The sequence below is a fragment of the Humibacter ginsengiterrae genome (assembly GCF_054780115.1).
The window spans coordinates 19,614-46,420 of record NZ_BAAGWY010000011.1 but is presented as its reverse complement, the minus strand read 5'-3'; the positions used below and the strand labels follow the sequence as shown (position 1 = coordinate 46,420).

The following is a 26,807-nucleotide window of genomic DNA, read 5'->3' as shown; positions in this document are numbered from 1 at the left end:
TGACGCGCCGCGCCTGCGCGTAGCGATGTGCGGATATCGGTCCCCTTGCGTCAGCAGCCCGGGCCGCGCGGGTCAGCCTGACAGTTGCGCTGCACCAGCACGGTCTTCGCATCGGCTGCGATGACCGTGAACGTCGGTGCGGACAACGTCAGCGTACCCGGCACGTCTCGCCATGGACCGCCCCCGATTCGATATTGCGCGGTGTACTCCACGGTGAGGCTGACGCCGTAGCTGCCGGCCGCGGTGTAGACGTGGCTGGTGGGCGTCGGGCTGAACTCTGGGACGCCGAGTGAGCGCCATGTGGCACCGCCTGTCGCGGTCGATGCGTGTACGCCGTCGCCGTAGTCCCACTCGAAGCGCACCGGCGTGAAGCGCACGGTGGCGGGCTGTCCTGCCAGGGGTCCGGATGCCGTGTGGCGGCCGGCGCTGGACACGAAGTTCGCGTCGAGTCCGATGATCGCCCACCCGTTCGGCTCGCCGGAGACCGTCGGCTTCTGCGGATAGAACGACGCGAGAGCCGACATCGTGACGCCGCCCTGCACTTGCACGACAACGTTGCCGCCGCATGCCACCCCGGCCGGACAGGGGACGCCTGCTGGCGGGGTCGCGGCATTCGTGTCGTCTGACGCCTCGTCGTCTGACGCGTTGCCGTCGCTTGCACTCCCGTCGGAGCCGCCGTGCGCACCCACGTCGACGTGATCGCCGGCTATGGAGCCGGTGGAGCAGAGACCTGCCAGGGCTTCGCTGTAGGTGCACCCGGGCTCAGAGGCCGAGGCAGACAAGTTGCTGGATGAAGCGACGACCATGCTCATTGCGATGGCGGCTAGCAGAAGTCTTTGCCGGACCATACCTCGCTCCTTGCAACGAGCAGCTTCTGCCCCTGCGCTTGAAGAAAGACATCCATCGGCAACCGCGCAGGGCGATCGGCTGGAGTCACGTCTTGGCCATTCTGATCAAGCACCCGAGTTCCGGTCGTGTCCTGACACAAGAAAAGCTCGATCGCGCCGCGTGATCTGTCGTAGCTCCCCAACCTGGCGGAATCAAATGTCCCCGAGCCAGTGGTACGACGGTGGTTCGCACTGAAGGCTTCAAAGCCCTTCAACTCTCGTGGCAACTGGTCTGCCGTGACGTACGACCTGATCCGGTCGGGATCCTTGCCGCCGTCGTTGGCGATCGTATTGGACACGTGCTGATACGCGGCATAGGCATCCGTTGCGGCCTTCAGCGCTTCCGCGTCGGAGGCGAAGAGCGGCGTGTGTGGGGCGGTGGGCGTCGGCGAGGGGGTCGGCTGCGTGGGGCTACAGGCGGCCAGCGGCATCGCGAGGAGCGCGGCGATGGCCGCTGCGGGCATCCGTCGGCGCAGTGACATGGGGACAACCGTAGGACACGACGGTTTTCGAGGCAGGTGTTATCCACAGGCGGCACGGGCACGCATCCGTACGCAGTGGAAAACAGGCGCAGCCTCGACCGGCGCACTACCTTGAAAACACAGTCCGCGGCGAGGAGCAGCCGTGGACCACGAGGAGGCGGAGGAACGATGACGGCGTTGATTCCCGGCAACTGGCAGCGCGCGGCGCACGGTGCGGGACTCCTGAGCCCGGAGGGCACGGTGTCGGCGACGATCTTCGCTGAGATGAGCGCTCTTGCCTCGCGAACCGGAGCGCTCAACCTCGGGCAGGGGTTCCCCGACGAAGACGGACCGGCCGAGGTGCTCGACATGGCAGTGCGGAGCATCCGTGACGGTGTCAACCAGTATCCGCCGGGCATCGGGATGCCCGTTCTGCGCGAGGCGATCGCCGAACACCAGCAGCGCTTCTACGGGCTCACCATCGATCCGGATCGCGAAGTGCTGGTCACCGCGGGCGCGACCGAGGCGATCGCCGCAACGCTGCTCGCACTGCTGCAGGACGGCGACGAGGTCGTGACGTTCGAGCCGTTCTACGACTCGTACGGAGCGATCATCGCGTTGGCGGGCGGCATCCATCGCACGGTGGCCCTGCGGGCGCCGGACTTCGAGCCGGATCTCGACGAGTTGCGATCGGCAGTGACCGACAGGACCAGGGTCATCCTGGTGAACGATCCGCACAACCCGACGGGCACCGTATTCGGACGCGAGACGCTCGAGACCATCGTGGAGCTCGCGCACGCGCACGACGCCGTCATCGTGACGGACGAGGTGTACGAGCACCTCACGTTCGATCGGCCGCACATTCCGATCGCCACACTTCCCGGCGGCCGGGATCGCACGGTGACGATCTCCTCGGGCGGCAAAACGTTCAACACCACGGGCTGGAAGATCGGCTGGCTGACCGCTCCCCCAGCGCTCGTGACGGCGATCACCGCGGTGAAGCAGTTCCTCACCTACGTGAACGGCGCGCCATTCCAGCCCGCTATCGCGGCAGGGCTGAGGATGCCCGATTCCTTCTTCACCGAGATCGCCGCGACACTCGCCGCGAAGCGCGACCTGCTCTCGGCCGGCCTGGAAAGCGCCGGGTTCCGGGTCTTCCCGTCGCACGGCTCGTACTTCGTCGTGGCGGATGCCGCACCCCTCGGCTACGCGGATGCCGTCGCCTTCTGCCGCGAACTCCCCTCACTCGCCGGAGTGGTCGGTGTTCCGATCAGCGCGTTCTGCGGACCGCGTACGCGCGAAGAAGCGGCATCGCTCGTGCGCTTCGCGTTCTGCAAACGCGTCGACGTGCTCGAGCGAGCTGCAGCGCAACTTGCTCGCCTCGGTCAGGCCCTCGGCACGACGGCGTAACGGCGCAGGGACAGCGCAGGATTCAGGGTTCGCACCTGACCGAGTCGCTCGCGATCGATCAAGGCGAGGGCGAGCCCGGGCTGCTCACCGGCATCCGCCAGCACGACACCCATCGGGTCCACGATCAGGCTCGAGCCGATACTGACGCCCCCTACTTGGTCGGCTGCGGCGACGAACACGGTGTTCTCGATCGCCCGCGCCGTGATCAGCGTGCGCCAATGATGCTCCTTGAGCGGGCCGCGCACCCACTCGCTCGGCACGACGACGATATCGGCACCGGCATCCACGATGGTGCGCGTGATCTCCGGGAAGCGCAGGTCGTAACAGGTCTGGAGTCCGACAGTCAGACCTTCGACGCTGAACACCTGCGGCGCCTCGAGCGGTCCGGGTTGCACAACATCGGACTCGCGGACGCCGAAAGCGTCGTACAGGTGCTGCTTGCGGTACACCGCGCGGATGCCCGAGCCCGGCGCTACGGCCGCGAGCGTGTTGGAGAAGCGGTGCGGATCATCCGTGCGCTCGGCGAAGCCCGCGACGATCGTGAGCCCGAGTTCATCCGCCAACCGTGCGAGGGAACTCGTAAAAGGGCCGTCGAGCGGCTCGGCATGGTCGAGGAACCGGGCGTCGACCGGATCGACGAAGTACGACGAGTACTCCGGGAAGACGACAAGCCGGGCGCCGCGCTGAGCAGCCTGCGATGCAAGGCCGGCGATCGCGTCGAGGTTCGCCCCCGTGTCGGGACCGGGTGCGAACTGCGCGACCGCGACCGGAACGAGCGTCTCTGAATTCGACACGATGCCACCATCCGCTCGAGCGCCTCGCGCGAGGCGATACGAAGAAGGCGCCCCTCGCGGGACGCCTTCTCATTTGGTTGCGGGGGCAGGATTTGAACCTACGACCTCTGGGTTATGAGCCCAGCGAGCTACCGAGCTGCTCCACCCCGCGGCACGATCAATGAGCCTAGCACGGTGGACCGACACCCGAAAATCGAGGCACTTCCGGCAGCATAAATCGCACGCTCTCGGGCGGAAGAAGACGCACCCTCGCAGGGAAGAACGCGCACCCTCGCAGGGAAGAACGCGCACCCTCGCGGAGAAGCAGACGCACCCTCGCGCGGGAGAACGCGCACCCTCGCGATGGGGCTAGTGGGACGGCGGGGTGACCGGCTCCGCGCCGCGCTCGATCTTGACGCCGGTGAACTCCACGTCGACGGGTTCGGTGAACCGACGGCCGTTGACCTCGTCGTGACGCATGAAAGTCGGCGGGTCGACGTGCACGCGCAGCACGTACTCGCCGTCTTCGGGCAGCGTCCAGTTGCGGGCGTAGTGGTAGATCATCGGATGCCACACCAGAACCTGGTCGTGCGGTCCCAGCTCTTCGCCGCTCGGCGTGATCAGGGTCGCCGTGACGGAGACACCGGGAATGAAGCGGCCGTCCGATCCGTCGCAAACGACGATCTCCAGGTGCTGGTTCTCCTCCTGCGGGTTGTTCCACGTCAGCGTGCCGTCGTCGAAGCTGTACATGCCCTCGGCATCCTCAACCGCGTAGCCGATCAGGTAGTCGCCCTTCTTCTGCATGCCGCCGCCCTTGGCGATGTCGCCGACCATGTACTCCACGGCCTTGTGATAGGCGTCGCCCTGCCCGATGGCGAGCTCCAGTTGCCGCTTCGTGGCCTCTGACGTGTTCGGGTCCATGGGCGGCCTCTCGGCACCCGACAGATGGACATTCGCGCTCATCCGCCTCTCCTCTCTACTCTGCTTTGCGAGAGCAACGCTAGGAAGGACGGCATCGGGCGTCACCCGCTTTCCTTCAACCGCGAAGGGGTGGTACAGCGGCGCCGCCTACGATGTGAGGAGTCTTTGAGCCGCATGCAAAGACTCATCGCGGCCACGTATTGCCAGGAGTCGTTAGTGAAGTCACCGCTCGCACGCATCCGCCGACAAGCGCGAAAGCTCAAGCGCGCTGCCGAGTACGACAGGCACGCATACTGGCGCAAGCAGCCGGTTCGACCGGGCACGGTGCTGTACGAGTCGTTCTCCGGCAACGGCGCCCTGTGCAACCCGGAGGCGATCTTCCGCGGCCTGATCGCCGATCCCGAATTCGCCGGGTTCGAACACGTATGGGCGCTGGCCGAACGCGACTCCGCCCCCGAACTGGTGCGCGAGTTCGCGAACGATCCCCGCGTCACCTTCGTGCGATACCGCAGCGGGGCTTACTACAAGGCGCTCGCGACCAGCCAGTATCTCGTGAACAACGCGACGTTCCCCGCAGAGTTCAGCAAGCGACCTGGCCAGGTGTACCTCAACACCTGGCACGGCACTCCCCTGAAGCAGATGGGCTTCGACATGCCGGGCGGGGCGCTCGACTCGGCGAACACGCTGCGCAACTTCCTGGCCGCTGACTTCCTGCTCGCAGCGAACGACTTCATGGCCGAGCGCATGTACGAGGATGCCTACCGCCTGCGGAACGTGTACACCGGGCGCATCATCACCGAGGGCTACCCCCGCATCGACCGGCAGCGGCTGGACAGCCCGGCCATCGGGCGGGTGCGGGCTGCCCTGGAGCGGTCAGGGGCCGAACTCGGCGGGCGCGGCATCGTGCTCTACGCGCCGACCTGGCACGGCGAGACGTTCGGACGACCAGAGGATGACGTCGACCAGCTGATCGTGGACGTGCAGCGACTGCAACGCGAGCTGGGTCCCGACCACGTCGTGCTGCTGAAGACTCACCAGATCGTGCACGGATTCGCGGCATCCAGACCCGAGCTGCGGCGCATACTCGCCCCGAACTCCTTGCCGACGAACGTGATCCTCGGGGTGTGCGATGGGCTCATCACCGACTACTCGTCGATCTTCTTCGACTACCTCGCCACCGGAAAGCCGATCGTCTTCTACACGCCGGATGCCGATGAGTACACGGAGACGCGCGGAACGTACTTTCCGCCGGAGGAACTTCCGGGACCGGTCGTCGACGACGCCGCGCTGGCCGGCCAGGCGATGGCGCGACTGTTGAAGGACGATCCGCTCACCGAGCGCTACGAACAGTGGCGCGACCGCTTCGCCTCGCACGAGGACGGCCACGCGACTCAGCGCGTCATCGACATCGTGTTCAAGGGCATCGTGGACGGCCACCACGTGCGGGCCGCCGGCAACGACGGACGCCGCCGTCTGCTTCTCTACCTCGGCGGGATGCGCTCAAACGGCATCACGACCGCCGCCATGAATCTTCTGGCCGGCATCGACCACGAGCACTACGACGTGACCGCTCTGATGTCGTATTCGCGGCGCGGATGGGCGCGCGCGAATCAGGCGCTGATCCCACCGCAGGTGCGGCAGATCTACCGTGTCGGAGGAATGAACGGCAGCAAGCTGGCTCACGTGCGCCGCAAGCTCGACGAGCGGCGTGGCGAGGTGCTCCAGCACGACGATCCGCTGCGGTACAAGGCACTGTGGGACGACGAGTGGAAGCGCGTCTTCGGCGACGCGAAGTTCGACTGGGTCGCCGACTTCAGCGGATACAGCCCGTTCTGGGCCACGCTCCTGCTGCACTCCCCCGATGCCCCGCGGGCGATCTGGCTGCACAACGAGATGGCGGCCGACCGGCACCGCGAGGTGAATGGCAAGAAGCGCATGCTGCGCAGCCTCGGCCACGTGTTCGCGCTGTATCGCTCCTACGATCAGCTGGTCTCGGTCTCTCCGCGGCTGACCGACCTGAACCGCAGCGAACTGGCGGAGTTCGCGCCGGCCGAGCGCTTCGTGACCGTGCGGAACCTCCCGAATGTGGAACGCGTGCTCTCCGGAATGCAGCAGCCGCTGGCCGAGCTCGCCGGGCATCCGATCGACCCGGAGACCGAGGAAGTGCTCGTGCCGGACTGGGTGCGGCAGCTCGAACAGCACGAGGGCCGCTGGTTCGTGACGGTGGGGCGGTTGTCGCCGGAGAAGAACCACGCGCGACTCATCCGAGCGTTCTCGACGGTGCACGAGCGGCGCCCGGATGCCCGCCTGCTGATCGTGGGCGGCGGACCGCTCCGCGACGAGCTGCAGTCCCTGATCGACGAGCTCGGGCTCACAGACGTCGTGACGCTGACCGGCGCCTATCAGAACCCGTTCGCGATCCTCGCCGCGTGCGATTGCTTCGTGCTCTCCAGCGTCTACGAGGGGCAGCCGATGGTGCTGCTGGAGGCGGCCGTGTGCCGTCTCCCGATCGTCTCCACCGCGTTCGCGTCCGTGCACGACGCGCTGCCGGACGACGCGATCCACGTCGTCGGTCAGACCGATTCCGCTCTGGCCGACGGCTTGCTCGCGTACCTGAACGGCGAGGTTCCGCCCAGCTCGCTCGACGCCGACGCCTATCGCGCGGAGGTGGCCGAGGAGTTCACCGGCATCGCGGATGCCGCGAGGCTGAGCGCCGGATGACCGCAAGCGATCCGCTGCGCCCGGTGCGGCATCCGATTCCCCTCCTCGTACTGGGGATCTGCGGCATCGTGTTCACCGGAGCGCTCGGATTCGCCGTCACGCACGCGCCGCAGTGGACGGCGTGGGAGACGGACGCGCTGAACGCCATCGCGACCACCCACACGCCGGCAGGGCTGGCGCTCGCCGGGTTCATCGCGTGGTTCTTCTCCCCGCCGGTCGCGGCCCCGCTCACGTTCCTGATCGCGGTAGCGGTCTGGGCGCTGACCCGCTCATTCACGCGCGCGCTCGTGTTCGCCGTCACGGTCGGAGTGTGCTGGGGCGCCACGGAGAGCATGAAGTTCCTGGTGCAGAGGCCGCGGCCCCGCCTCTCCGCACCGGTGTTCGAGACGCCCGCCAGCTTCAGCTTTCCGAGCGGGCACACCGCGTTCGCGTGCGCAATCGTGCTCGCGCTGCTGCTGACTCTGCGCGACTGGCGATACGAGTGGGTCGTCATCGTGCTCGGCTCCGGCCTCGTGGTGCTCGTGGCGTGGTCGCGGATGTATCTGGGAGTGCACTTTCCGACGGATGTCACGGCATCCGTTCTGCTGACGGTCTCTGTCGCCGGCGTCGTGATACCCCTGATCCTGAACGTTGCGATGCCCGCGGTGCGCGGACGGTGGGGTACCGGTGTGGAACGAACCGGAGCAGAGGGTGCCATTCATGGGAAATAGCGCGAACGGCGAGACACGCCCCTTCCTCCTGCTCGTCGAGGACGACCCGAAGCTGGGGCCGCTCATGGCGAAGGTGCTGCAGTCATCGTTCGAGGTCGAGCTGATAGCCGACGGGCAGCAGGGCTGCGAACGCGCCCTCAGCGGAGACCACGACGTCATGGTCATCGACCGACGGCTGCCATCGATGGACGGACTGAGCATCGTGCAGAACGTCAGGCACGAACGCGTGGCGACGCCGATCATGCTGCTGACGGCGCTCGGCACCACTGCCGACAAGGTCGACGGGCTCGATGCGGGCGCGAACGACTACCTCGTGAAGCCGTTCGAATTCGACGAGCTGCTGGCCAGGCTGCGTGCGCTCACGAGACGTTTCGATCCCCAGGGCGCCGGCCTACCCGTGGGCGAATGGACCTTCTATCCCGACGACGGATGCATCTACTCGCCGCACATCGGACGCATCCTTCTGACTCCTCGCGAATGCGCACTGCTTCGCCTGCTCGCCGAGAACCCCGAGCGCACGTTCACCAGGGAGCAGATCCTGCGCACCGTGTTCAGCGCCGACGACCAGCCAGGAACCGTCGACACGTACGTGCATTACCTGCGCCGCAAGACCGATCGCGACATCGTGCTGACCGTGCGGCGCAAGGGCTACCGACTGGGACAGCTGTGAGCCGGCGGCGGCCGGGCGACGGAACGGATGCCGCCGCGATCTCCCACGCCTCCCGGGTCGTGACCGCGCAGATCACGGTGGCTGCCGCCGCCATAGTCGTTCTCGTTGTCGCGCTGTCGGTGGCGTTCATCAAGAAGCAGTCCGAGCCGAGGGAGCTCCTCGAGAAGCCTGCACCCGGGCAGACGAAGATCTACGTCGACGCGAACGAGATGCTCGTCGCGCTCATCGTGGTCGGCATCATCGCGATCGCGCTGGCCGGTCTGATGAGCTGGGTGATCGCCCGCCGCGCGGTGCGTCCGCTCGGCGAGGCGCTGCGCATCCAGCGCACGTTCGTCGCGGATGCCAGCCACGAGCTGCGCACGCCCGTGGCGGTCGTCGCCGCGCGCGTCGAACTGCTCGGGCAGGAGATCGACGCGGGGACTGACACGGCTGAGAACCTCGCAGGGCTGCGGGATGACGTGCGCGTGCTCGGCGACGTGATCACCGACCTGCTGCTCACCGCCGCACCCCCCGCTGATGCCGAACCGGAGCGGCTCACCTCCGTGGCAGCGCTGTCCCGCGCGGCGATCGCCGATCTGCGGATGATCGCCGGCCGGCGCGACATCACGCTCTCCCTGATCGCCGACGACGACCTGGAGGGCGCCAGGCTCGAGGAGACACAGACGCGTGTGCCGGCCAGCACCCTGCGCCGCTGCATCGTGGCGCTCGTCGACAACGCGATCGCGCACTCGCCGGATGGCGGCTCAGTGGAGGTCGTGCTCGCGTCGGCCAGAGACCGCGGATACTTCACTCTCTCGGTGCGCGACCACGGAGGGGGCATCATCGGCATCGACCCGAAGCGCCTCTTCGAGCGGTTCGCTCACGGAGACGGCGCCGCCCAGGACGGTGCCCGGTCGGGATTCGGGATCGGGCTCGCGCTCGTGCGAGACATTGCCGAACGGTACGGCGGACGCATCGAGATCGCCGACACCTCCGCGGCAGGCACCACCTTCACGCTCACGCTGCCACGAGCGTGAACGTCGCGATGCAAACACCCGTGAGGCACTCGACCAGCCATCTTCTGAGACGAAACTGGGATGACGAATGGCACACTCGGCAGGAGATTCGGGAGGACCTGTGGGCGTCAAATGGATGGCCGCGACCGCGACGCTGGGTGCGACGCTGCTTGCCGGTGCGGCCTTCTTCGCGCTGGCGCTGCTCGGCAACGAGAGGCGTCTCCGGAACGAGGAGGCGACTGCCGACGACGCCGACGAGGCAGACGAGTGACGCGCCGGACGCGTTCGGCGGGTTCGGTGCTCAGCGCGACGGATTCCTGCGGCGCATCGCCGGCAGCACCAGATCGAGCATGACCGGATAGTAGATCGCTGCGACCGCGCCGCCGACCAGGACGCCGGCGACCACATCCGTAGGGTAGCCGGCTCCGAGGTAGAGCCTGGCCCAGAGCGAGACGGCCAGGGCGATGCCTCCGGCGAGCGCCACGAGCCAGCGCCAGTTGCTTCCGCGCGCGGCGAGCAGCAGCCCGATGACGGTCGCTGTGCCGAACGCCGTGGGCGTGCTCGGGTAGCTGAGCGCTCCCGGTGAGACGACGGTGTGTCCGGCGGACGACTCGAGGAGCGGCCGGTTCACCGCCAGTGACACGGCGGTCGAGGCCAGCCACGCCAGGCACACGCCGCCGACGAAGACGACGGCTGTCGCCCCGTCCGCCATCAGGTACACCATGAGCGCGGCGATGAGCAGCAGAACGACCCCTGCCGCCGTGCTGACCGTGATGTCGAAGACGAGGGCGACGACGCCGATGAGCGCCGGCGACCCGACTCCGGCCCACTCGTCGACGGCGAGCTCGGCCGCGGACCACGACGGATGTCCGTCGAGCACGAGCCCGGTCACGAGTACGAGGACCATCGCGGCGATGCCGGCTGCGACCCAGAGCGCAGGATGCCGCAACGGCGCCAGCGCGCGCCGGGCGCGCCGCGTCTCCTGGGCGCCGGCCTCCGGCGAAAGCGGAGGCGCGGTGCGCGTTCGGGCATCCACGGCACCATGTTCGTCTCGGCGTCCTCATGGTGGTCTAAGAAACCTCATGTGCAGGTCTTCGGGCCGGCCGGTGAGCTCCTCTCTGAATGCTGACAGGAAGCGCGCCGAACGGCGCGGTCTTAGCCGGTTCTTGGACTCGCGCGATTTGACTGCCAGCATGGTCGACACTGCCACCGCACCGGTCGTCAGCGCCGTCCGCATGAGCGAGAGACGCCGTCTCGGCGTGATCGCCGTGGCGGCGGGCGCGGCTGCCATGGTGGTCAGCCTGGTCGGCTCATGGATTCCCTCGCTGTGGGGCGACGAGGCTGCCAGCCTGCTGTCGGCGCAGCGCTCGTTCGGCAGCCTCTTCACGATGCTCGGACACGTGGATGCCGTGCACGGCCTCTACTACGTGCTGTTGCACTTCTGGGTGCACCTCGCGGGCACATCGCCGTTCGCCATCCGGCTGCCGAGCGCGGTCGGCGTGGGCATCGGCGCGGCCGCCGTGGCCTGGATGTGCGGCAGGATGCGCGGCGCACGGTTCGCCGTGATCGCCGGCATCGTCGTCGCCGTGCTTCCCCGCCTGACCTATGCGGGCGAGGAGGCGCGGTCGTACGCCACGGATGCCGCCCTCTGCGCCGTGCTGTGCGCGATCGTCGTCGAGATCGTCCTCAGCCGCCGGCGGAGCCTGGGTCTGTGGACGGCGTACGGCATCGTGCTCGTCTTCGCCACCTACCTGTTCCTCTACAACCTGCTCATCGTGATCGCGATCGGTGTGTTCCTCGCCATGACGCCGATGGCGCGCAGGCACCTCCGCGCGTTCGTGACGGCGACCGGCACCGCCGTGCTCGCCTCGGCGCCGCTGCTCGTGTTCGCCTATCTGGAACGCGCCCAGGTGGCGTACCTGGCCGATCAGGCGGAGGTGACGTCGTCGGCCGTCTTCGTGCAGATGTGGTTCAGCGCCGTGCCGTTCGCCATCGTGGCATGGCTCCTCATCCTCGTGGCCGTCGGCGACCTGGTGCTGCGCACCGAGCGCAGCCGCCGGCGGTCGCGCTCCATGCCGGCCGGCACCGCCGCGGTGCGCAGCTTCGCGGGTGGCAAGGCCGACCTCGTCGTGCTCGGGCTGTGCTGGCTCGTGCTGCCCATGGGCATCTTGATCGCTACGAGCGCCGTCTTCAACGACTTCACCGCCAGATACGGCACCATGGCGGCACCCGCTGCGGCCATCCTCATCGCCGCCGGCATCGATCGCCTCGTGAGCCTGACCGCACGCCGGTGGGGTCTGACCGCCCACCGATGGGTGGGCATCGCCGGCATCGCCGCCGTGCTGATCGCCGCTGCGCCGGTCTGGGTGAGCCAGCGGGGGCCCTACTCGATGAACGAGTCGGATTGGAACGAGATCGCCGCGACCGTGCACGCGAACGCCCATCAGGGTGACGGCATCGTGTTCGACGAGGGCGTTCGTCCGTCCCGCCGCACCCGGCTCGCGATGAGTACGGACCCGGCGGCATTCTCGGCCGTGAAAGATGTCACACTGCGGGTGCCATACGCGCAGAACGACACTTGGTACGACTCGGCGTATTCGGTGCAGCAGGCTGCCGAGCTCGGCCGCTTTCACGGAATCGACCGGGTGTGGGTCGTGGAGTACTCCATGCCGGGCCAGGTGTACCTGTGGGGCACCGAGTCGCTCGAGCGGCTGGGCTACCACGAGACCGCGCACTACTCGCTGCATCGAAGCGTGATCTACCTGTTCACCCGCTGACAGGCATCCAAGACCCCCAGCACCCCATCGACAGAGACAACGGATGACACCACCCGCCACCGCCCGCCACAGCAGCCCCCGACTCCCCCGCGTTCCCGACCCGACGCCGGTCTTCTGGATCACGAAGGCCGTCTCGACCGCCATGGGCGAGGCCGTCTCGGACTACTCCATCCACGTGCTCCCTCCGGTGGTGGCGGTGCTGTGCGGTTTCGCCCTGTTCGTGATCGCACTGATCGTGCAGCTCACCCGCGGCAGGTACACCCCCTGGTCGTACTGGCTCACCGTCGGCATGGTCGGCGTGTTCGGCACGATGGCGGCGGACGTCATGCATGTCGCGCTCGGCGTTCCCTACGTGGTGAGTACGACGTTCTACGCCGTGGTCCTGGCCGCCGTCTTCGTGCTCTGGCGACGGCTCGAGCACACGCTGTCGGTGCACGACATCGTCACGCCGCGGCGCGAACTGCTGTACTGGGCGGCCGTCGTCGCCACCTTCGCGATGGGCACCGCACTCGGCGACCTCACCGCGATCGGCTTCGGCATGGGCTATCTGGCGTCCATCGTCGTCTTCGCCGTGGTCATCCTCATTCCGGCACTCGGATTCCGGTTCGCCCGCTGGAATGGTGTGTTCTGCTTCTGGTTCGCCTACGTGGTCACCCGCCCGCTCGGCGCTTCGATCGCCGACTGGCTCGGCAAGCCGCGAGCAGACGGCGGACTCGGTGCGGGAGAAGGCCCGGTGGCGCTTGCTCTCGTGCTCTTGATGGCGGCTCTCGTCGGGTTCATCTACGTTCGGGCGCCTCGACGGGAGCGGGCACTCGCCGGCGGATCGTTCACGGGAGTCGAATCGTAGGCGGGATCGGTTCGGCCGTGCGAGCGAACTCGCCCGGCTCTCATCTCAATCGCCCATAGGCTCCTGTCATGACCACTGTGCTGGTGAACAGCCTCGTCGGCATCGCCGTTCTCATCGCCCTCGCCACCGGAGTTCTGTGGTACTACGGCGCCCCGCACCACTGGGCGCCGGCGCTGGCGGTGCTGCGCGGCGTCCTGCAGCTGGCGGTCGTGAGCATCATTCTCACCGGCGTCATCACCAACGGGTGGTGGGTGGCGCTCGCGCTGCTCGTCATGTTCGGGGTGGCGTGCGCGACCGCGATCCGGCGCATCGGCTGGAACCTTCAGCACGCGATCATGATCGTTTCGGCGATGGCGGCCGGTATCGCCCTGACGCTCACGATCGTGTTCGTCACCGGCACCATCGAATTCTCAGCGCGCTATGTGCTCGCGATCGGCGGCATCGTCATCGGCAACACGATGACGATCGCCACGCTGGCCGGACGACGGTTCGTGGAGCTCGTGCGCGACCGCTGGGACCAGGTCGAGGCGTGGATGTCGCTTGGCGCGACTCCGCGCCAGTCCACGCATGAGCTCGCGCGAGACGCGGTCTACGCGGCGCTCATCCCATCGACCGACCAGACCAAGACGACGGGGCTGGTCACACTGCCCGGCGCATTCGTTGGTGCGATCTTCGGCGGCGTCTCACCGCTGGAGGCGGGCCGGTTCCAGATCGTGGTGCTGGCATCCATCATGGCGACCGGCGCCATCACGGCAGTGATCGTCGCGCTCTGGATGTCGCCTGTACGGGTGAAGCCCGCGGCGCTGGTGTGAGCATGCGCCGGCTTCTCGTCGGGCCCGAGCCGGCCGGAGGGCCCAAGCGGGCCGGAAGGCTCACTCCCGCCCGAAGATTCAGGCTGGTCGCCGCTGCAGCGGTTCTCTGCGTCGCGGGCGCCGCGCTGACGGCGTGCTCACCGGCATCCGTCGCCCCGGATGTCGCCACGCCGCCGATGGGCTGGAACAGCTGGAATCATTTCGGATGCTCCGTCACCGAGGCCGACGTGAAGGCGGCAGCCGACGCGATCGTCGCCGACGGACTGCGGTCGGCCGGCTACCGCTACGTGAACGTCGACGACTGCTGGCAGGCGCCGACCCGTGGCCGGGAGGGCGCACTGCGTGCGGATCCGAAGCGGTTTCCCGACGGCATCGCCGCGCTGGCCGCCTACGTGCACTCGAAGGGTCTGAGGTTCGGCATCTACGCCTCGCCCGGCGCGCAGACGTGCGCAGAGCGCTACCAGGGATACCCCGGACGGCTCGGCAGCCTGGGGCACGAGCAGCAGGATGCCGACACGTTCGCGGACTGGGGCGTCGACTACCTGAAGTACGACTGGTGCGCCGCCGATCGCGAGGGCGTCGGCCACGAGCAGGCGTTCGCGCGCATGCGGGCCGCGCTGAACGCGACCGGCCGTTCTATCGTGCTCAGCATCCACGACAAGCCGGAGCAGCCGGTGCCTGCCTGGCGCCACTGGGTGTCCGACCTCTCCCGCACCACGCCCGACATCCAGGACTCGTGGGCCTCTGTAGTCTCGATCGTGCGCTCGACGCTGAAGGTCTCGCACCTGGCCGGGCCGGGATTCTGGAACGACCCGGACATGCTCGAGGTAGACAACGGAGGGATGAGCGCCGACGAGCAGCGCAGCCACTTCGAGCTCTGGGCGCAGCTGTCCGCGCCGCTTCTCATCGGGTGCGACCTGCGCACGGCATCGCCATCTGCGCTGCGCATCCTCGGAAGCCGCGGCGTGATCAGGGTCGATCAGGACCGGCTCGGGGCCGCGCCAACGGTCATCCGATCGTCTCCGTCCGAGCTCGTGCTGCTCAAACGCCTTGCCGACGGTTCGTCGTCTCTCACGATCACGAACCTCGCGTCACACCCGCAGCGGCTGAAGGTGACGGCGGAGTCGCTCGGCATCGGTGCAGACTTCACCGCCCGGGACCTGTGGACCACGACGAAGGTCACCATGGGCCGCGGCTCGACCGGCGCCGAACAGGTCAGCGCTCGCTTAGCGTCGCATGCGACCGCGATGTATCTGCTTTCGCCGCGGTCGTAGCCGCGCTCGTCTCGCTGCGGGCTCGCTGCTCCCGCGCGGAGACGACCGCCGCAGCCAGGAAGAGCGCGCCGAGCCCCATCGCTGCAACGACGAACCCCACGGTCACCCACGCCCAGATCATCATCGGCACCCCCTTCGAGGTCAGGAATACTCCCCGCTGGAACCGGTCCGCACCGGGAGACGCACCTTGGCGTCAGCCTTTCCATAGCGCTCTCAGAATTCGCCCAGGCGCCGGATGCCCTAGGGTGTTCAGGTCCTTCGTCCCCATGGAAGCCCTCGACACCATGGACGAATCCGTAACCAACAGGAGACGACACGTAACAGTGACGGCGCATTCGGCTCGACGCAAGCTCTACGAACTCGAGGTCGTACGCGTACTCACTTTCGCCTGCGTCATCGCGGTGCACGTGATCAGCCACACCTCCCGCGGAAGCGTGCCGATCGTCGCCTCTCTGACGCTGCTGCACTTCACGCGTGAAGTGTTCTTCGCGTTGACCGGCTTCGTTCTGACGTTCAGCTACCTGCGCAAACCGAAGCCGATGCGCCAGTTCTGGCCGAAGCGGTTCCTCCTGGTCGGCGTGCCCTACGTGGTGTGGTCGTTCGTCTACTGCGTCATCAGCGCGATCGGCAAACCGTTCGACCTCGGCGGATTCGTGCTGCACTTCCTCTATGCCACGCTGACCGGGACGGCGTACTACCACCTGTACTTCCTGCTCGTCACGATGCAGATCTATCTGCTGTTCCCGCTGCTCATCGCGCTGGTGAAGGCGACGCGCAGGTGGCACTGGCAGCTCGTCGCACTCGCGTTCGCGGTGCAACTGACGATCAGCGCTCTGGATGCCTACAAGCCCGGCTCGCTGCACTGGATCAATCTGTTCAGCAACGTGATCAACTACCAGGCGTTCATCATCGGGGGCGCCGTCGCGGCCTACCACTCGGATGCCGCGCTGCAGTGGGTGCGCGACCACCTGCGCCTCATCGCCATCGTGACGCCGATCGCCGCGGCCGCCGCGATCGGCGTGTACCTGCTGCAGCTTCAGTGGGGCTACTCCGCCTACCGGGCGGCGACCGCCTACCAGCCGGTCGTCATCGCCTGGTCTGTCGTCGCGGGCATTGCGCTGCTGGCGATCGGCGCCTGGTGGGTGGATCGCAATCCCGGCGCCCCGCACCGCGCTCTCGACTACCTCTCGGACCGGTCGTTCGGTGTCTTCCTCGCGCATCCGCTCGTGCTGTGGGCGCTGCTCGGCCTCGCCGGCGCACTGCTGGGTTCCTGGCCGCCGCTCGTATCCACCCTCGTGGCGTACCCGATCGTGGCCCTCGGTGCGCTGGGCATCGCCGACGGCGCGCGGCGCAGCATCCTGAGCCTGCCGCTGGCCGGGCGCCCACGGACAAGCCGCCGCAAGAACAACCCCTGAATCCCGCGCAACGCCAGGGCGAGCTACCACACCTGTACATGCCTATGCATGTACTTTGACCTGCCTGGGAGAGGTCGATTCTTGCGCTCGTCTCAAAACGGCACCAGGACCATCGCAGTATGACCACGTATCGACAGGAACCTTCCCGGCTCTCGTCCGACGCCCCGAGCACCGGCGTCGGCTGGGCCGTTCCCGGCGAGCGTGGCCGCACCGTCACCGACTGGTGGCGGGTCGGCGCGGTCTCGGTGGTGTGGATGACGAGCCTCTTCGTCGTGGCGCTCTGGGTGGGCGGCGGCGCGGTGGAGGATCTGCTGCGCTGGAACGCCGACACCATCGATACGCTCGGCCGCATCACCGGCCTCGTCGCAGCCAACCTGCTGCTGTACCAGGTGCTGCTCATGGCGCGCATCCCGCTCTTCGAGCGCGGCTTCGGCCGCGACGGCATGACGAGGATGCACCGGCTGGTCGGATTCTGGTCGTTCTGGCTCATGCTCGCCCACATCGTGCTGATCACGATCGGCTACGCCGCGGAGAGCGGCACGAACCTCGTGGTGCAGGCGTGGCAGTTCGTGTGGGACTACCCGGGCATGCTGCTGGCGACCGCCGGCACGGCGCTGCTGATCCTCGTGGTCGTGACGTCGATGCGGCGAGCGCGGCGGCGCATCCGCTACGAGTCGTGGCACCTGCTGCACCTGTACGCCTACCTCGGCGTCGGATTCTCCATCCCCCACATGCTCTGGACCGGCGCGGACTTCCTGTCGTCGGCGCCAGCCACCGTCTACTGGTGGACGCTGTGGGCGCTCGCGGCCGGAAGCGTCGTCGTGTATCGCGTAGTGGTGCCTGTGGTGCGATCGATGCGGCACAGCCTTCGGGTGGCGTCGGTGGAGCGCGACGGCGACCGTGGTGTTCTGGTGCGCATGCAGGGCCGCGGGCTCAGCAGGCTGCGCGCCGAGTCGGGTCAGTTCTTCGTCTGGCGCTTCCTCGACGGACCCGGCTGGATGCGCGGACATCCGTTCTCGCTGACCGCGGCTCCCAGCGGGGATGAGCTAGCGATCTCCGCACGGGTGCTGGGCGACGGCACCCGTCGGCTGGCGGGCATGCGACCTGGCACGCGGGTCGTCTTCGAGGGACCGTTCGGCCGGCTGACCGGCCGCGACCGGCAGGGTCGCAAGCTGATCATGCTGGGCGCCGGAGCAGGAGTCGCGCCGCTCGTGTCCCTTCTCGAGTCGGAGCCGTACGCGCCCGGTGAGGCCACGCTCGTCGTGCGCGACCGCGCGCCGGGCGACGGCCTGCGCGGAGAAGCGATCGGCGAGCTGGTGCGTGGGCGGGGCCTTCGGTACGCGCGGCTGGACGGCCGCCGCTCGAGGGGAGCATCCGTCTGGCTCCCGGAATCCCATGCGGACTGGCCGGGTGCCGAGCTGATCCGTTACCTGGCGCCGGATCTCGAGGAGTACGACGCGTACGTGTGCGGGCCCGAGCCGTGGATGCGCAGTGTCACGCACGATCTGCGGGCGGCGGGCATGCCGGCGGCGCGCATCCACACGGAACGGTTCTCGGTGTGACCGGGCGAGGAATGGAGTTCACGCGATGAAGAAGATCATCTACGGGCTGCTGGCCACCGTGACCGGCACCGTGCTGCTGCTGAGCTACCGCACGTCGCTCGAGGCGGTGAATCCGACGTCGGCGACGAGCACGACCGGCTCCGGTTCCTTCACGAGCGGCTCCGGTTCGTCGTCGGCGTCCTCGTCGAGTTCGAACTCGAGCTCGAGTTCCACGAAGAGTGGGTCGACCTCCTCCGCGTCTCCCTCGGCCTCCGCCTCCGCCTCCTCGAGCGGCCTCAAGGACGGCACGTTCACGGGGCAGTCCGTTGACACCCGGTACGGTCCCGTGCAGGTGCGCGTGACCGTGTCGGGCGGGAAGATCACGCAGGTGGATGTGCCCACCTACCCCACGGAGAGCTTCCGCGACCAGGAGATCAACCAGCAGGCGGTCCCGCAGCTGGTCTCCGAGACGCTGAGCGCGCAGAGCGCGAAGATCGACATGGTCTCCGGCGCGACGTTCACGAGCGACGGATACGAGCAGTCGCTGCAGAGCGCTCTCGACCAGGCGAAATCATGACCTCTATTGACCGACGACGTCACGTGCTAACCGATCAGGTGATGGGCACCGTGGCGAGCATCCATCTCATCGTCGACGGCCCCGCTTCGTCCGAGGATGCCGCGCTCTCCGAGAGGCTCGAGGTCGCCGTTCGCGCTTGCTTCGAGGAGCTGCACGACCTGGATCGGGTGTTCTCGACATATCGGCCGGACTCCGACGTCTCGCGTCTGCGCACCGGCGAGCTCGGCCTCGGCGCCGCTGATCCGCGCGTTGCGGTCGTCCATGGCGCCTGCGTGGAGGCGAAGGAGGCGACGGGTGGCCTCTTCGATGCCTGGCATCAGGGCTGGTTCGATCCCACCGGGTACGTCAAGGGCTGGGCGATCGAGACAGCGGCAGAGCGAGCGTTGCGCCCGCTGCTCGGTCACGGGGGCGTGCAGGCTGTCGGCCTCGGTGTGGGCGGCGACATGCAGCTGTACACAGCACCCGGCTCGGACTGGTCGTGGCACGTCGGCATCGCCGATCCACACGGAGCAGGTCAGGTCGTCGCGACCGTGGAAGTGGGAACGGGAGCGGTCGCCACGTCCGGCACGGCCGAGCGCGGATCCCACATCGTCGATCCGCGAACCGGTTCGCCTGCGCTCTCTGTCGCCTCCGCGACCGTTGTAGCCGATGGTGTCACGGACGCGGACCTGTGGGCGACGACGGCCGTGATCGCCGGATTCCATGACCTCTCGTGGATCACTGCGCCACGAGTGCAGTCGGGCCTCGTCGTCTCCCCCACCGGCGGTGTACGGCGGTTCGCGCGCGGAGTCGAGCTCACGACGTGGGACGGGTCCGCATCGGTTCCCGGCTTGCCGCCGGCAGCCTGAGCAGGAAGACCGTTCCTTCGGGAGAGGTCAACTCGACCGCCACGCTGCCTCCATAGCGCGCGGCGACCTGCCGCACAAGGGCGAGGCCGATGCCGAAGCCGCGTCGCCTGCCCGTCTCGCCGGAGCGGGCGAACCTGTCGAACACGCGGTCAGGGTCGATGCCCCGGATGCCGCCGCCCTCGTCCCGAACCCGCACGGTCGCGAACGCGTCCTGCCTGCCGACCTGCACGGTCACGGCGGTCTGCGCCGGCGCGTGCTGTACCGCATTGTCGATGAGGGCGATGACCACCCTGGCGATGGTCGTCGCAGGGACCTCCACCGCGACATCCGATTCGATGTCGGCGGCGAGCCGCACGTCGGCATCCTCAGCCAAGGGCCCCATCGCGTCGATCGCCTGCCGGACGGCGTCCGCCACGAGCACCGGTCGTTCTGGCACGACGGCCGTTCCCTCAGCGGTAAGCAGCAGATCGGTGAGGAGCGCCGTCATGGCGCCGACGTCGCGGCGCAGTTCCACGAGCGTTTCATCGATCGGCTGTCCGCGGTCGTGGCGGCGCTGCAGCAGCTGGATGCGGCTGCTCAGGGCGGTCAGCGGGGTGCGCAGCTCGTGGCTCGCGTCAGCGACGAAATGACGTTGCAGCGTCAGTGCATCCGACAGCGGCCGCGAGGCGCGTCGCGCGGCCAGCCAGCCGACGACGGCGAGCAGTGCGACGCCGACGATCCCGAGGCCGATCACCCAGGGCAGCACGCGGTCCACGTCGACGACGAAGCTGTCGCCCACGAAACGTCGTCCATCCGGAGGTCCACCCGGCCCACCCGGGCCGCCCTCGTGCCGGCCGGTGGCGAGGATGACTGCGAGCAGGATGCCGACGCCCGCCGCGATGATCACCGCGGACGCCACGCCGACGAAGAGCCCCACGGAGAGCGAGGCTCTCCGTGCGCGCCGTTGATCATCGCTCATATCGAACCCGCCCGGTATCCGCGCGCGCGAACGGTCTCGATGACCTCTCTTGCCGTCTTGCGCCTGATGAAGTGCACGTACGTGTCGACGGAACCGGGACTCTCGCCGCCCGGAAAGACGGACGCGAGGATCTCCTCACGGGTGAACACGTGCTCCGGACTGTCGGTGAGCAGCTTCAGCAGGGCGTTCTCGGTGGTGGTCAACGCGACGCGCGAGCCGCCCTGCGAGTACATCGCCTGCGAGTCGGGCACGTACAGCCAGTCCGCCACGTAGCGTCGTTGTCCCTCCGCTCGGAATCCGCGGCGGAGCGCTCGCAGCCGTGCCAGGAGTTCGTCGAAGTCGAACGGTTTGACGAGGTAGTCGTTGGCTCCGGCATCCAGCCCCTCGACGCGATCCCGCGCGGCATCCAGGGCGGTCAGCAGCAGGATCGGGGTGGTGATCTGCGCCTTGCGCACCGCGCGCACGAGTTCGATGCCATCGGACCCGGGGAGCCTCCGATCGACGATCAGCGCGTCATAGTTCTCCAGCAGTGCGTGGCGTAGCGCCGTCTCGCCGTCGGTGACGTGGTCGACGTCGTACGTCTCGGAAAGCACCTCGATGACCATGCCCGCGATCTCGCGGTCGTCCTCGACGTACAGGATGCCAGGGCGCGGATCGTGGGACATGTCAGAAGCACACCACACCGCGTCGGGGCAGCGCACGCGGCGCGGCTGCCTCCTACCGCATTCCGAGGCAAGTGGATGCCTGTCTGAGGCGTGTCGGTCAAGCGCCCTCGTCGCCTTCCTCGTGCAGCCCGCGTTCCCCTCTGCGCATCACGTCGTCGATGTCGCCGACCTCGTCGGGCGGCGCCTCCACGTCGCCCACGTCGTCGGGACCGCCCTCGCCAGGGCCCGCCTTCACGGCGGCCTTGTCGATGTCCGGGTCGTTCAGCGCCTCGTCGCCCTTCGGCGACTCGTGCTGCCGCACCTCCGTCTCGCGCTCGCTCGACGGGCTGTACGAGGTCTGCCGCTCGATGTTCCTCTCGTCGCGCATGCCGCGTCCTTCCCCTTTGCGATCGGCGCAAGGCTCCCGCGAACGCCAAGCGGCATCAAGGGGTTGCGCGGAACTGCACCTCTTCGATGTACTCGGTCCGTCACACCGCGATCTGCAGCGGTGGTTCGGTAGCGGCAGTGACCTGCTCGACGGTGACGTCGGGGGCGAGTTCCCTGAGCACGAGCCCGGCCTCGGTGACGTCGATCACGGCGAGGTCGGTGATGATCCGGTCCACCACGCCCTTGCCGGTCAACGGCAGCGTGCACTGGTCGACGATCTTCGGGGAGCCGTCCTTCGCCACGTGCTCCATCAGCACGATCACCTTGCGGGCACCGTGCACCAGGTCCATCGCACCGCCCGGGCCCTTGACCATCTTCCCCGGGATCATCCAGTTCGCCAGATCGCCCGTGACGGACACCTGCATCGCGCCCAGGATCGCGGCATCGATCTTGCCGCCACGGATCATCCCGAAGCTCAGACCCGAGTCGAAGAACGCCGCGCCCGGGTTCAACGTCACCGTCTCCTTGCCGGCGTTGATCAGATCCGGGTCCACGTTCTCGTCCGTGGGATACGGTCCGACGCCGAGGATGCCGTTCTCGGACTGCAGCACCACCGTCACGCCGTCTGGCACGTAGTTCGGCACCAGGGTGGGCAGCCCGATCCCCAGGTTCACGTACGCGCCATCCGGCAGCTCCAGTGCCGCACGGGCGGCCATCTGCTCCCTGCTCAGGCCCATGCTCAGGCCTCCTTCCGCACCGTGCGTCGCTCAACGCGCTTCTCGACATCCGGACCGACCACCACGACCCGGTCGACGTAGATCCCAGGCAGGTGCACCGCATCGGGATCGATCGCACCGGCATCCACCACCCGCTCCACCTGCGCGACACACACCCGGCCGGCCATGGCCGCCAGCGGGGAGAAGTTGCGGGCGGACTCGTGGAACACCAGATTCCCGTGCCGATCCGCCACCCTGGCATGCACCAGCGAGAAGTCGGTGCTGATCGCCTCTTCCAGCACGAAGTCCTTCTCCACCCCGTCCACGGTGAAGGACTGCACCGGCTTCGCCGGAGACGCCACCGCCACACTGCCATCCGCGTTGTACCGGCGCGGAAGGCCGCCCTCGGCGACCTGCGTCCCCACACCGGTCTGCGTGAAGAATGCGGCGATGCCGCTGCCACCGGCGCGCAACTTCTCCGCCAGCGTGCCCTGCGGCGTCAACTCCAACTCCAGCTCACCGGAGAGGAACTGCCGCTCGAACTCCTTGTTCTCGCCCACATACGACGACGTCATCTTGCGGATGCGGTGCGCGGCGAGCAGTACGCCGAGACCCCAGTCGTCCACGCCGCAGTTGTTCGAGACGACGCTCAGCTCGTCGACACCCGCCTCCAGAAGCGCGCCGATCAGCACCATCGGAATACCGCACAGGCCGAATCCACCGACGGCCACGCTGGCACCGCTCGGGATGTCGGCGACCGCCTCAGCCGCTGAACCCACCACCTTGTCGATCACGGCGCGGTCACCCCCGCGGCTCGATTCGAGAACGTCCGATGGTTGTACATGCCGGCCTCCTTGCCTGCTCGGGGGTCGCGCGGTCCCTTATGAGGATGCGTCGAGCCCGCGGATTCACGCGTGCCCGCGATCCGCGTGGTGGCGGGCCGCAGGCGCTCACTTCCACCATGGCACGACCGGCAGCGGTTCAGCGGCCGAAGCTCAGAGCTTGAAGTCGAAGATCGACGAGTCGAATCTGTTGTAGCCCTCGTAATCGATGAGATCGTAGAGCTCGGAACGGTGCTGCATGTCGCCGAGCTTGCCCGTCAGAGAGCCGTTGTCGACCAGCTCGTCGAGGCCGCTCATCGCGGCGCCCATCGCCAGACGCAGGAGTGACACCGGCCAGATCACGATGTTCATGCCCACATCGGCGAGCTGCTGCACGGTGAACAGCTCGCTCTTGCCGAACTCCGTCATGTTCGCCAGCAGCGGCACGTCGACAGCGGCTCGCACCGCAGAGAACTCCTCCAAAGTCGTCATCGCTTCGGGGAAGATCGCGTCCGCACCGGCATCTTCAAGCGCCTTCGCCCGGTCGATTGCAGCCTCGAGGCCATCGACAGCACGGATGTCCGTGCGCGCCATCACCAGGAAGTTCGAGTCGCGACGCGCATCCACCGCCGCACGGATCCGCTGCAGCGCCGTCTGCTCGTCGACCACCTGCTTGCCGTCGAGATGGCCGCACCGCTTGGGATTCACCTGGTCTTCGATGTGCAGCCCGGCGAGTCCGGCATCCTCCAGCTCCTGCACGGTGCGTGCGACGTTCATCGGCTCGCCGAAACCGGTGTCCGCGTCGACGAGGGCCGGCAGATCCGTCATGCGAGCGATCTGACGCGCCCGCCCGGCGACCTCGGTGAGAGTCGTGAGGCCGATGTCCGGAAGGCCGAGATCGGCGGAGAGAACGGCGCCGGAGATGTAGACCCCGTCGAAGCCCTTGCGCTCGATCAGTCGTGCGCTGAGCGGGTTGAAGGCGCCCGGGAACCGCAGGAGACCGCCGGCGGCGAGCGCGGCTCGCAGGTCGGCTCGCTTGTCGGCGGGGCTCTTGGCTGAGTACAGCATCGATGCGGCCTTTCGCGTGATACGTGCGTCGCGCTGCGGTGGTTGCGCCGAGCGCTGTGCGCTTCTGATGCCGGATGCTCCATGGCGGCGGATCTTTCGACGTGAAGCTCCCGGCGATGCGCTCCCTCGAACGTAACAGCGCGCGCTGTCAACGTCTCGCACGCGCGATCCCGGGCTGGCTAGCATCGCCCGCATGACGGCGGAGAGCAGGGCACTCGACACGGGCGACGAAAGGACATCCGCCATCGCATCCGTCACCGACACGGCCGCCGTTGTGCGGCGGGCACGGCTGAAGCGCAGCGATCCGAACGGGCCGGGCATCCATCGCGTGAACGCTGATCCGCCCAGGTTCGTGGATGCCCGAGGGCGGCACCTCACCGATCGGCACCAGCTGGATCGGATCCTCGCGCTCGCGATCCCGCCCGCGTGGCAGGAGGTCTGGATCAGCGCGGACGAACGCGGGCACATCCAGGCCGTGGGCACCGACGACGCGGGGCGGCGGCAATACCTCTATCACGAGGACTGGCGCAAGCAACGGGATGCCGCCAAGTTCGACCGCGCGCTTCTGCTGGCCCGTGCGCTCCCCGCCGCGCGACGCGCCGTCACCCGTGACCTGAAGCGAGACGGGTTCACTCACGAGCGTGCACTGGCGGCCGCGTTCAGGATCATCGACCGTGTCTCGCTGCGCATCGGCAGCGAGGAGTATCTGCGACGCTACGGCAGCCGTGGCCTCACCACGCTGCAGTGCCGCGACGTGGTGGTCGACGGCGACGAGCTCACGCTCCACTTCCCCGCCAAGAGCGGTCAGCGGTTCGAGTCGCGGGTCGCGGACGCCGAACTCGCGCGCTTCCTCGGCGAGGTGATCGGCACTCGCCGCCCCACCGGTCGGGCGATCGCGTGGCGCACCTCCGCCTGGCACGCGCTCACCACCGGCGAGGTCAACGGCTACATCCGGCTTCGAACGGGAGTGGATGCCACAGCCAAGGACTTCCGCACGCTTCGGGGCACGATCGTGGCGGCCTCGGCGCTCGCCGAGATCGGTCCGCAACGCACCAAGCGCGAACGGGACTCGGCCGCCCGCGCTGCCGTCGACGCCGCAGCCGAGGCGCTCGGCAACACACCTGCTGTCGCCCGGGCCAGCTACATCGACCCGCGTGTGCTCGATCGGTATCGCGCCGGCGAACTGCTGTCGCTCAAGGGGGCACCCGAGGCTGCACTGTGCACTCTGCTGGGGTGAGGATGCTGTTGCCTGCATGTGCCCGGCAGCGCATCCTGAAACGTAGGAGAGGCGGTCGACGATGTCCGAACCTGCTGCACGAGAACACGTGCTGGTCGTGGGCGTCATGGCCGGTGAATCGGGCAACGTGACCTCCGACGCCGTGCTGATCGAGGCCATCCGCTTCGCCCGGATGCTGGGCGCCGAACTCGTACTGGCGAACGTCGACACGACCAGGTACACGACCCGACGCAACGCAGACGGGACGGTGTCCGCCTTCCCGATCGATCCGGACTCCGCCGACTCCGTCACGGAAGTCGTCGATCCGCGTCTGACCGAACACGTCACGCCGATGCTGGAGCGCTCGGGCATCCGATGGAGCTTTCGTGCACTGGCCGGAGACCCTGCCCACGAACTGGCTAGGCTTGCGCACGAGGTGAACGCCTTGGCCATCGTCGTCGGCACACGCAAGCGCGGCCTGCGAACGACGGCGCACGAGTTCTTCAACGGATCCGTAGCCGTTCACCTCGCCCACCGACAGCACCACCCGGTGATCGTCATCCCGCTCGACCCCGTCGCCCACGACGAACCGCTTCCCTGGGAGGTATAGCCACCGGTGCACACCGCCGTCCTCGCCGCATCGCACGGAACCTCCTCCATTGCCGGACGCACGGCGGTACGGATGCTCGTGGAGCGCGTTGCCACCTCGCTCGACATTCCGGTGATCGGATGCCACGTGGACGTTGAGCAACCGGATGCCGACACCGCGCTCGCCGGTATCGCGGACAATGCCGAGCGAGCCGTCATCGTACCGTTGCTGCTCTCCGCCGGGTATCACGTGTACGTCGACCTCGCGGAGAGTGCGGAGCGGGCGCCGCTTCCGGCGACGGTCGCTGCCGCGCTCGGCCCGGATGACCGGCTGGTCGCAGTGCTGGCCCGGCGTCTTCGCGAAGCGGGATATGCACCCGGCACATCCGTGGTGCTCGGCGCTGCAGGCTCCAGCGATGAACGAGCCGTCGCGGACTGCCGGCGCACAGCCGGCATGCTCGCCGATGAACTCGGCATTCCGGTCGAGGCCGGGTTCATCTCCGCGTCCCAGCCGCCACTTGCCGAGGCCGTCTCGTCAGCGCGGCGTCGGAATCCAGGGGCGCCCGTCGCGATCGCTACCTATCTCCTGGCTCCGGGGTACTTCGCGGATCTCACGCATCAGGCGGGAGCGGACCTCGTGTCCGAGCCTCTGCTCACACCGCGTTCGACGCCTCAGGAGCTGGTCGGTATCGTGCTGGATCGGGCCACCGCACTCGTCTGACGCATCGGCAGGCGCTCATATGAGCAACGCCTCCCCAACGCAAGCACGT

At 68.0% G+C, this 26,807-nt stretch carries 28 protein-coding genes and 1 tRNA gene; 17 read left to right on the top strand and 12 right to left on the bottom strand.

Going from position 1 to position 26,807, the window contains the following annotated elements; genetic code table 11:
• Positions 1-50 precede the first annotated feature (50 nt).
• Positions 51-848 carry a PKD domain-containing protein gene (locus tag ACYVII_RS13275; protein ID WP_460535806.1) on the bottom strand — a complete coding sequence of 266 codons (798 nt, stop codon included), beginning with the start codon at positions 846-848 and terminating at the stop codon, positions 51-53.
• A complete protein-coding gene (locus tag ACYVII_RS13270; RefSeq protein ID WP_460535804.1) occupies positions 824-1,369 on the bottom strand; it encodes a hypothetical protein in 546 nt (181 codons plus the stop codon). Before ACYVII_RS13270 ends, ACYVII_RS13275 begins: the two co-directional genes overlap by 25 nt.
• 168 nt (positions 1,370-1,537) lie before the next feature.
• Here ACYVII_RS13270 and ACYVII_RS13265 point away from each other — a divergent pair, with 168 nt between their 5' ends.
• Complete coding sequence (locus ACYVII_RS13265; RefSeq protein WP_460535802.1) at positions 1,538-2,758, top strand: pyridoxal phosphate-dependent aminotransferase; 1,221 nt, start codon at positions 1,538-1,540, stop codon at positions 2,756-2,758.
• On the opposite strand, the gene ACYVII_RS13260 is transcribed toward ACYVII_RS13265, so the two are convergent.
• From ACYVII_RS13260 to ACYVII_RS13250, 3 genes are all read right to left on the bottom strand, one after another.
• On the bottom strand, positions 2,734-3,552 hold the full coding sequence (locus ACYVII_RS13260; protein ID WP_460535800.1) for a carbon-nitrogen hydrolase family protein: 819 nt from the start codon (positions 3,550-3,552) through the stop codon (positions 2,734-2,736). The genes ACYVII_RS13265 and ACYVII_RS13260 overlap by 25 nt on opposite strands.
• 74 nt (positions 3,553-3,626) lie before the next feature.
• Positions 3,627-3,703, bottom strand: a tRNA-Met gene (locus tag ACYVII_RS13255).
• Positions 3,704-3,900: 197 nt separating this feature from the next.
• On the bottom strand, positions 3,901-4,494 hold the full coding sequence (locus tag ACYVII_RS13250) for an iron transporter (protein WP_460535798.1): 594 nt from the start codon (positions 4,492-4,494) through the stop codon (positions 3,901-3,903).
• 174 nt (positions 4,495-4,668) lie between these two features.
• Between ACYVII_RS13250 and ACYVII_RS13245 the strand changes: the two genes are divergently transcribed.
• The 5 genes from ACYVII_RS13245 to ACYVII_RS13225 all read left to right on the top strand — a co-directional run bounded on the left by ACYVII_RS13245 (position 4,669) and on the right by ACYVII_RS13225 (position 9,819).
• Positions 4,669-7,173 carry a CDP-glycerol glycerophosphotransferase family protein gene (locus ACYVII_RS13245; protein ID WP_460535796.1) on the top strand — a complete coding sequence of 835 codons (2,505 nt, stop codon included), beginning with the start codon at positions 4,669-4,671 and terminating at the stop codon, positions 7,171-7,173.
• Complete coding sequence (locus ACYVII_RS13240; protein ID WP_460535794.1) at positions 7,170-7,883, top strand: phosphatase PAP2 family protein; 714 nt, start codon at positions 7,170-7,172, stop codon at positions 7,881-7,883. Before ACYVII_RS13245 ends, ACYVII_RS13240 begins: the two co-directional genes overlap by 4 nt.
• Positions 7,873-8,553, top strand: coding sequence for a response regulator transcription factor (locus ACYVII_RS13235; RefSeq protein ID WP_460535792.1), 681 nt, complete (start codon positions 7,873-7,875; stop codon positions 8,551-8,553). Before ACYVII_RS13240 ends, ACYVII_RS13235 begins: the two co-directional genes overlap by 11 nt.
• Positions 8,550-9,569 (top strand): sensor histidine kinase, encoded by a 1,020-nt coding sequence (locus ACYVII_RS13230; protein ID WP_460535790.1) that lies wholly within the window; start codon positions 8,550-8,552, stop codon positions 9,567-9,569. The genes ACYVII_RS13235 and ACYVII_RS13230 overlap by 4 nt, the downstream gene beginning before the upstream one ends.
• 100 nt (positions 9,570-9,669) lie before the next feature.
• Positions 9,670-9,819, top strand: coding sequence for a hypothetical protein (locus ACYVII_RS13225; RefSeq protein WP_460535788.1), 150 nt, complete (start codon positions 9,670-9,672; stop codon positions 9,817-9,819).
• Between the two features lie 30 nt (positions 9,820-9,849).
• Here the strand turns inward: ACYVII_RS13225 and ACYVII_RS13220 are convergent, their stop codons facing one another.
• On the bottom strand, positions 9,850-10,584 hold the full coding sequence (locus ACYVII_RS13220; RefSeq protein WP_460535786.1) for a phosphatase PAP2 family protein: 735 nt from the start codon (positions 10,582-10,584) through the stop codon (positions 9,850-9,852).
• Positions 10,585-10,741: 157 nt separating this feature from the next.
• Here ACYVII_RS13220 and ACYVII_RS13215 point away from each other — a divergent pair, with 157 nt between their 5' ends.
• From ACYVII_RS13215 to ACYVII_RS13180, 8 genes are all read left to right on the top strand, one after another.
• Positions 10,742-12,325 (top strand): glycosyltransferase family 39 protein, encoded by a 1,584-nt coding sequence (locus ACYVII_RS13215; protein WP_460535784.1) that lies wholly within the window; start codon positions 10,742-10,744, stop codon positions 12,323-12,325.
• A gap of 43 nt (positions 12,326-12,368) precedes the next feature.
• Positions 12,369-13,172, top strand: a complete 804-nt coding sequence (locus tag ACYVII_RS13210; RefSeq protein WP_460535782.1) for a COG4705 family protein — start codon at positions 12,369-12,371, stop codon at positions 13,170-13,172.
• A 68-nt stretch (positions 13,173-13,240) separates the two neighbouring features.
• Complete coding sequence (locus tag ACYVII_RS13205; protein ID WP_460535780.1) at positions 13,241-13,984, top strand: ABC transporter permease; 744 nt, start codon at positions 13,241-13,243, stop codon at positions 13,982-13,984.
• A 2-nt stretch (positions 13,985-13,986) separates the two neighbouring features.
• Positions 13,987-15,258, top strand: coding sequence for a glycoside hydrolase family 27 protein (locus ACYVII_RS13200; protein WP_460535778.1), 1,272 nt, complete (start codon positions 13,987-13,989; stop codon positions 15,256-15,258).
• Between the two features lie 323 nt (positions 15,259-15,581).
• The gene (locus ACYVII_RS13195; protein ID WP_460535776.1) at positions 15,582-16,673 is read left to right on the top strand and encodes an acyltransferase; all 1,092 of its coding nucleotides are present in this window, start codon (positions 15,582-15,584) and stop codon (positions 16,671-16,673) included.
• A 119-nt stretch (positions 16,674-16,792) separates the two neighbouring features.
• Complete coding sequence (locus ACYVII_RS13190) at positions 16,793-18,235, top strand: ferredoxin reductase family protein (protein ID WP_460535774.1); 1,443 nt, start codon at positions 16,793-16,795, stop codon at positions 18,233-18,235.
• Between the two features lie 25 nt (positions 18,236-18,260).
• Complete coding sequence (locus ACYVII_RS13185) at positions 18,261-18,791, top strand: FMN-binding protein (protein ID WP_460535772.1); 531 nt, start codon at positions 18,261-18,263, stop codon at positions 18,789-18,791.
• Complete coding sequence (locus ACYVII_RS13180; protein WP_460535770.1) at positions 18,788-19,639, top strand: FAD:protein FMN transferase; 852 nt, start codon at positions 18,788-18,790, stop codon at positions 19,637-19,639. Before ACYVII_RS13185 ends, ACYVII_RS13180 begins: the two co-directional genes overlap by 4 nt.
• Here the strand turns inward: ACYVII_RS13180 and ACYVII_RS13175 are convergent.
• The 6 genes from ACYVII_RS13175 to prpB form a co-directional block, all read right to left on the bottom strand.
• Positions 19,587-20,555, bottom strand: a complete 969-nt coding sequence (locus tag ACYVII_RS13175) for a sensor histidine kinase (protein WP_460535768.1) — start codon at positions 20,553-20,555, stop codon at positions 19,587-19,589. The genes ACYVII_RS13180 and ACYVII_RS13175 overlap by 53 nt on opposite strands.
• A gap of 38 nt (positions 20,556-20,593) precedes the next feature.
• A complete protein-coding gene (locus ACYVII_RS13170; protein ID WP_460535765.1) occupies positions 20,594-21,262 on the bottom strand; it encodes a response regulator transcription factor in 669 nt (222 codons plus the stop codon).
• 97 nt (positions 21,263-21,359) lie between these two features.
• Positions 21,360-21,629, bottom strand: a complete 270-nt coding sequence (locus ACYVII_RS13165; RefSeq protein ID WP_460535763.1) for a hypothetical protein — start codon at positions 21,627-21,629, stop codon at positions 21,360-21,362.
• Positions 21,630-21,729: 100 nt separating this feature from the next.
• Positions 21,730-22,365 (bottom strand): CoA transferase subunit B, encoded by a 636-nt coding sequence (locus tag ACYVII_RS13160; protein ID WP_460535762.1) that lies wholly within the window; start codon positions 22,363-22,365, stop codon positions 21,730-21,732.
• Positions 22,366-22,367: 2 nt separating this feature from the next.
• Positions 22,368-23,138, bottom strand: a complete 771-nt coding sequence (locus ACYVII_RS13155) for a CoA transferase subunit A (protein ID WP_460535760.1) — start codon at positions 23,136-23,138, stop codon at positions 22,368-22,370.
• 201 nt (positions 23,139-23,339) lie between these two features.
• Complete coding sequence (gene prpB / locus ACYVII_RS13150; protein WP_460535758.1) at positions 23,340-24,233, bottom strand: isocitrate lyase/PEP mutase family protein; 894 nt, start codon at positions 24,231-24,233, stop codon at positions 23,340-23,342.
• A 193-nt stretch (positions 24,234-24,426) separates the two neighbouring features.
• On the opposite strand from prpB, the gene ACYVII_RS13145 reads away from it, so the two are divergent.
• The 3 genes from ACYVII_RS13145 (at position 24,427) to ACYVII_RS13135 (ending at position 26,758) form a co-directional block, all read left to right on the top strand.
• On the top strand, positions 24,427-25,470 hold the full coding sequence (locus ACYVII_RS13145) for a DNA topoisomerase IB (protein ID WP_460535756.1): 1,044 nt from the start codon (positions 24,427-24,429) through the stop codon (positions 25,468-25,470).
• Positions 25,471-25,531: 61 nt separating this feature from the next.
• The gene (locus ACYVII_RS13140) at positions 25,532-26,059 is read left to right on the top strand and encodes a universal stress protein (protein WP_460535754.1); all 528 of its coding nucleotides are present in this window, start codon (positions 25,532-25,534) and stop codon (positions 26,057-26,059) included.
• Between the two features lie 6 nt (positions 26,060-26,065).
• Positions 26,066-26,758, top strand: a complete 693-nt coding sequence (locus ACYVII_RS13135) for a sirohydrochlorin chelatase (protein ID WP_460535752.1) — start codon at positions 26,066-26,068, stop codon at positions 26,756-26,758.
• Positions 26,759-26,807 lie beyond the last annotated feature (49 nt).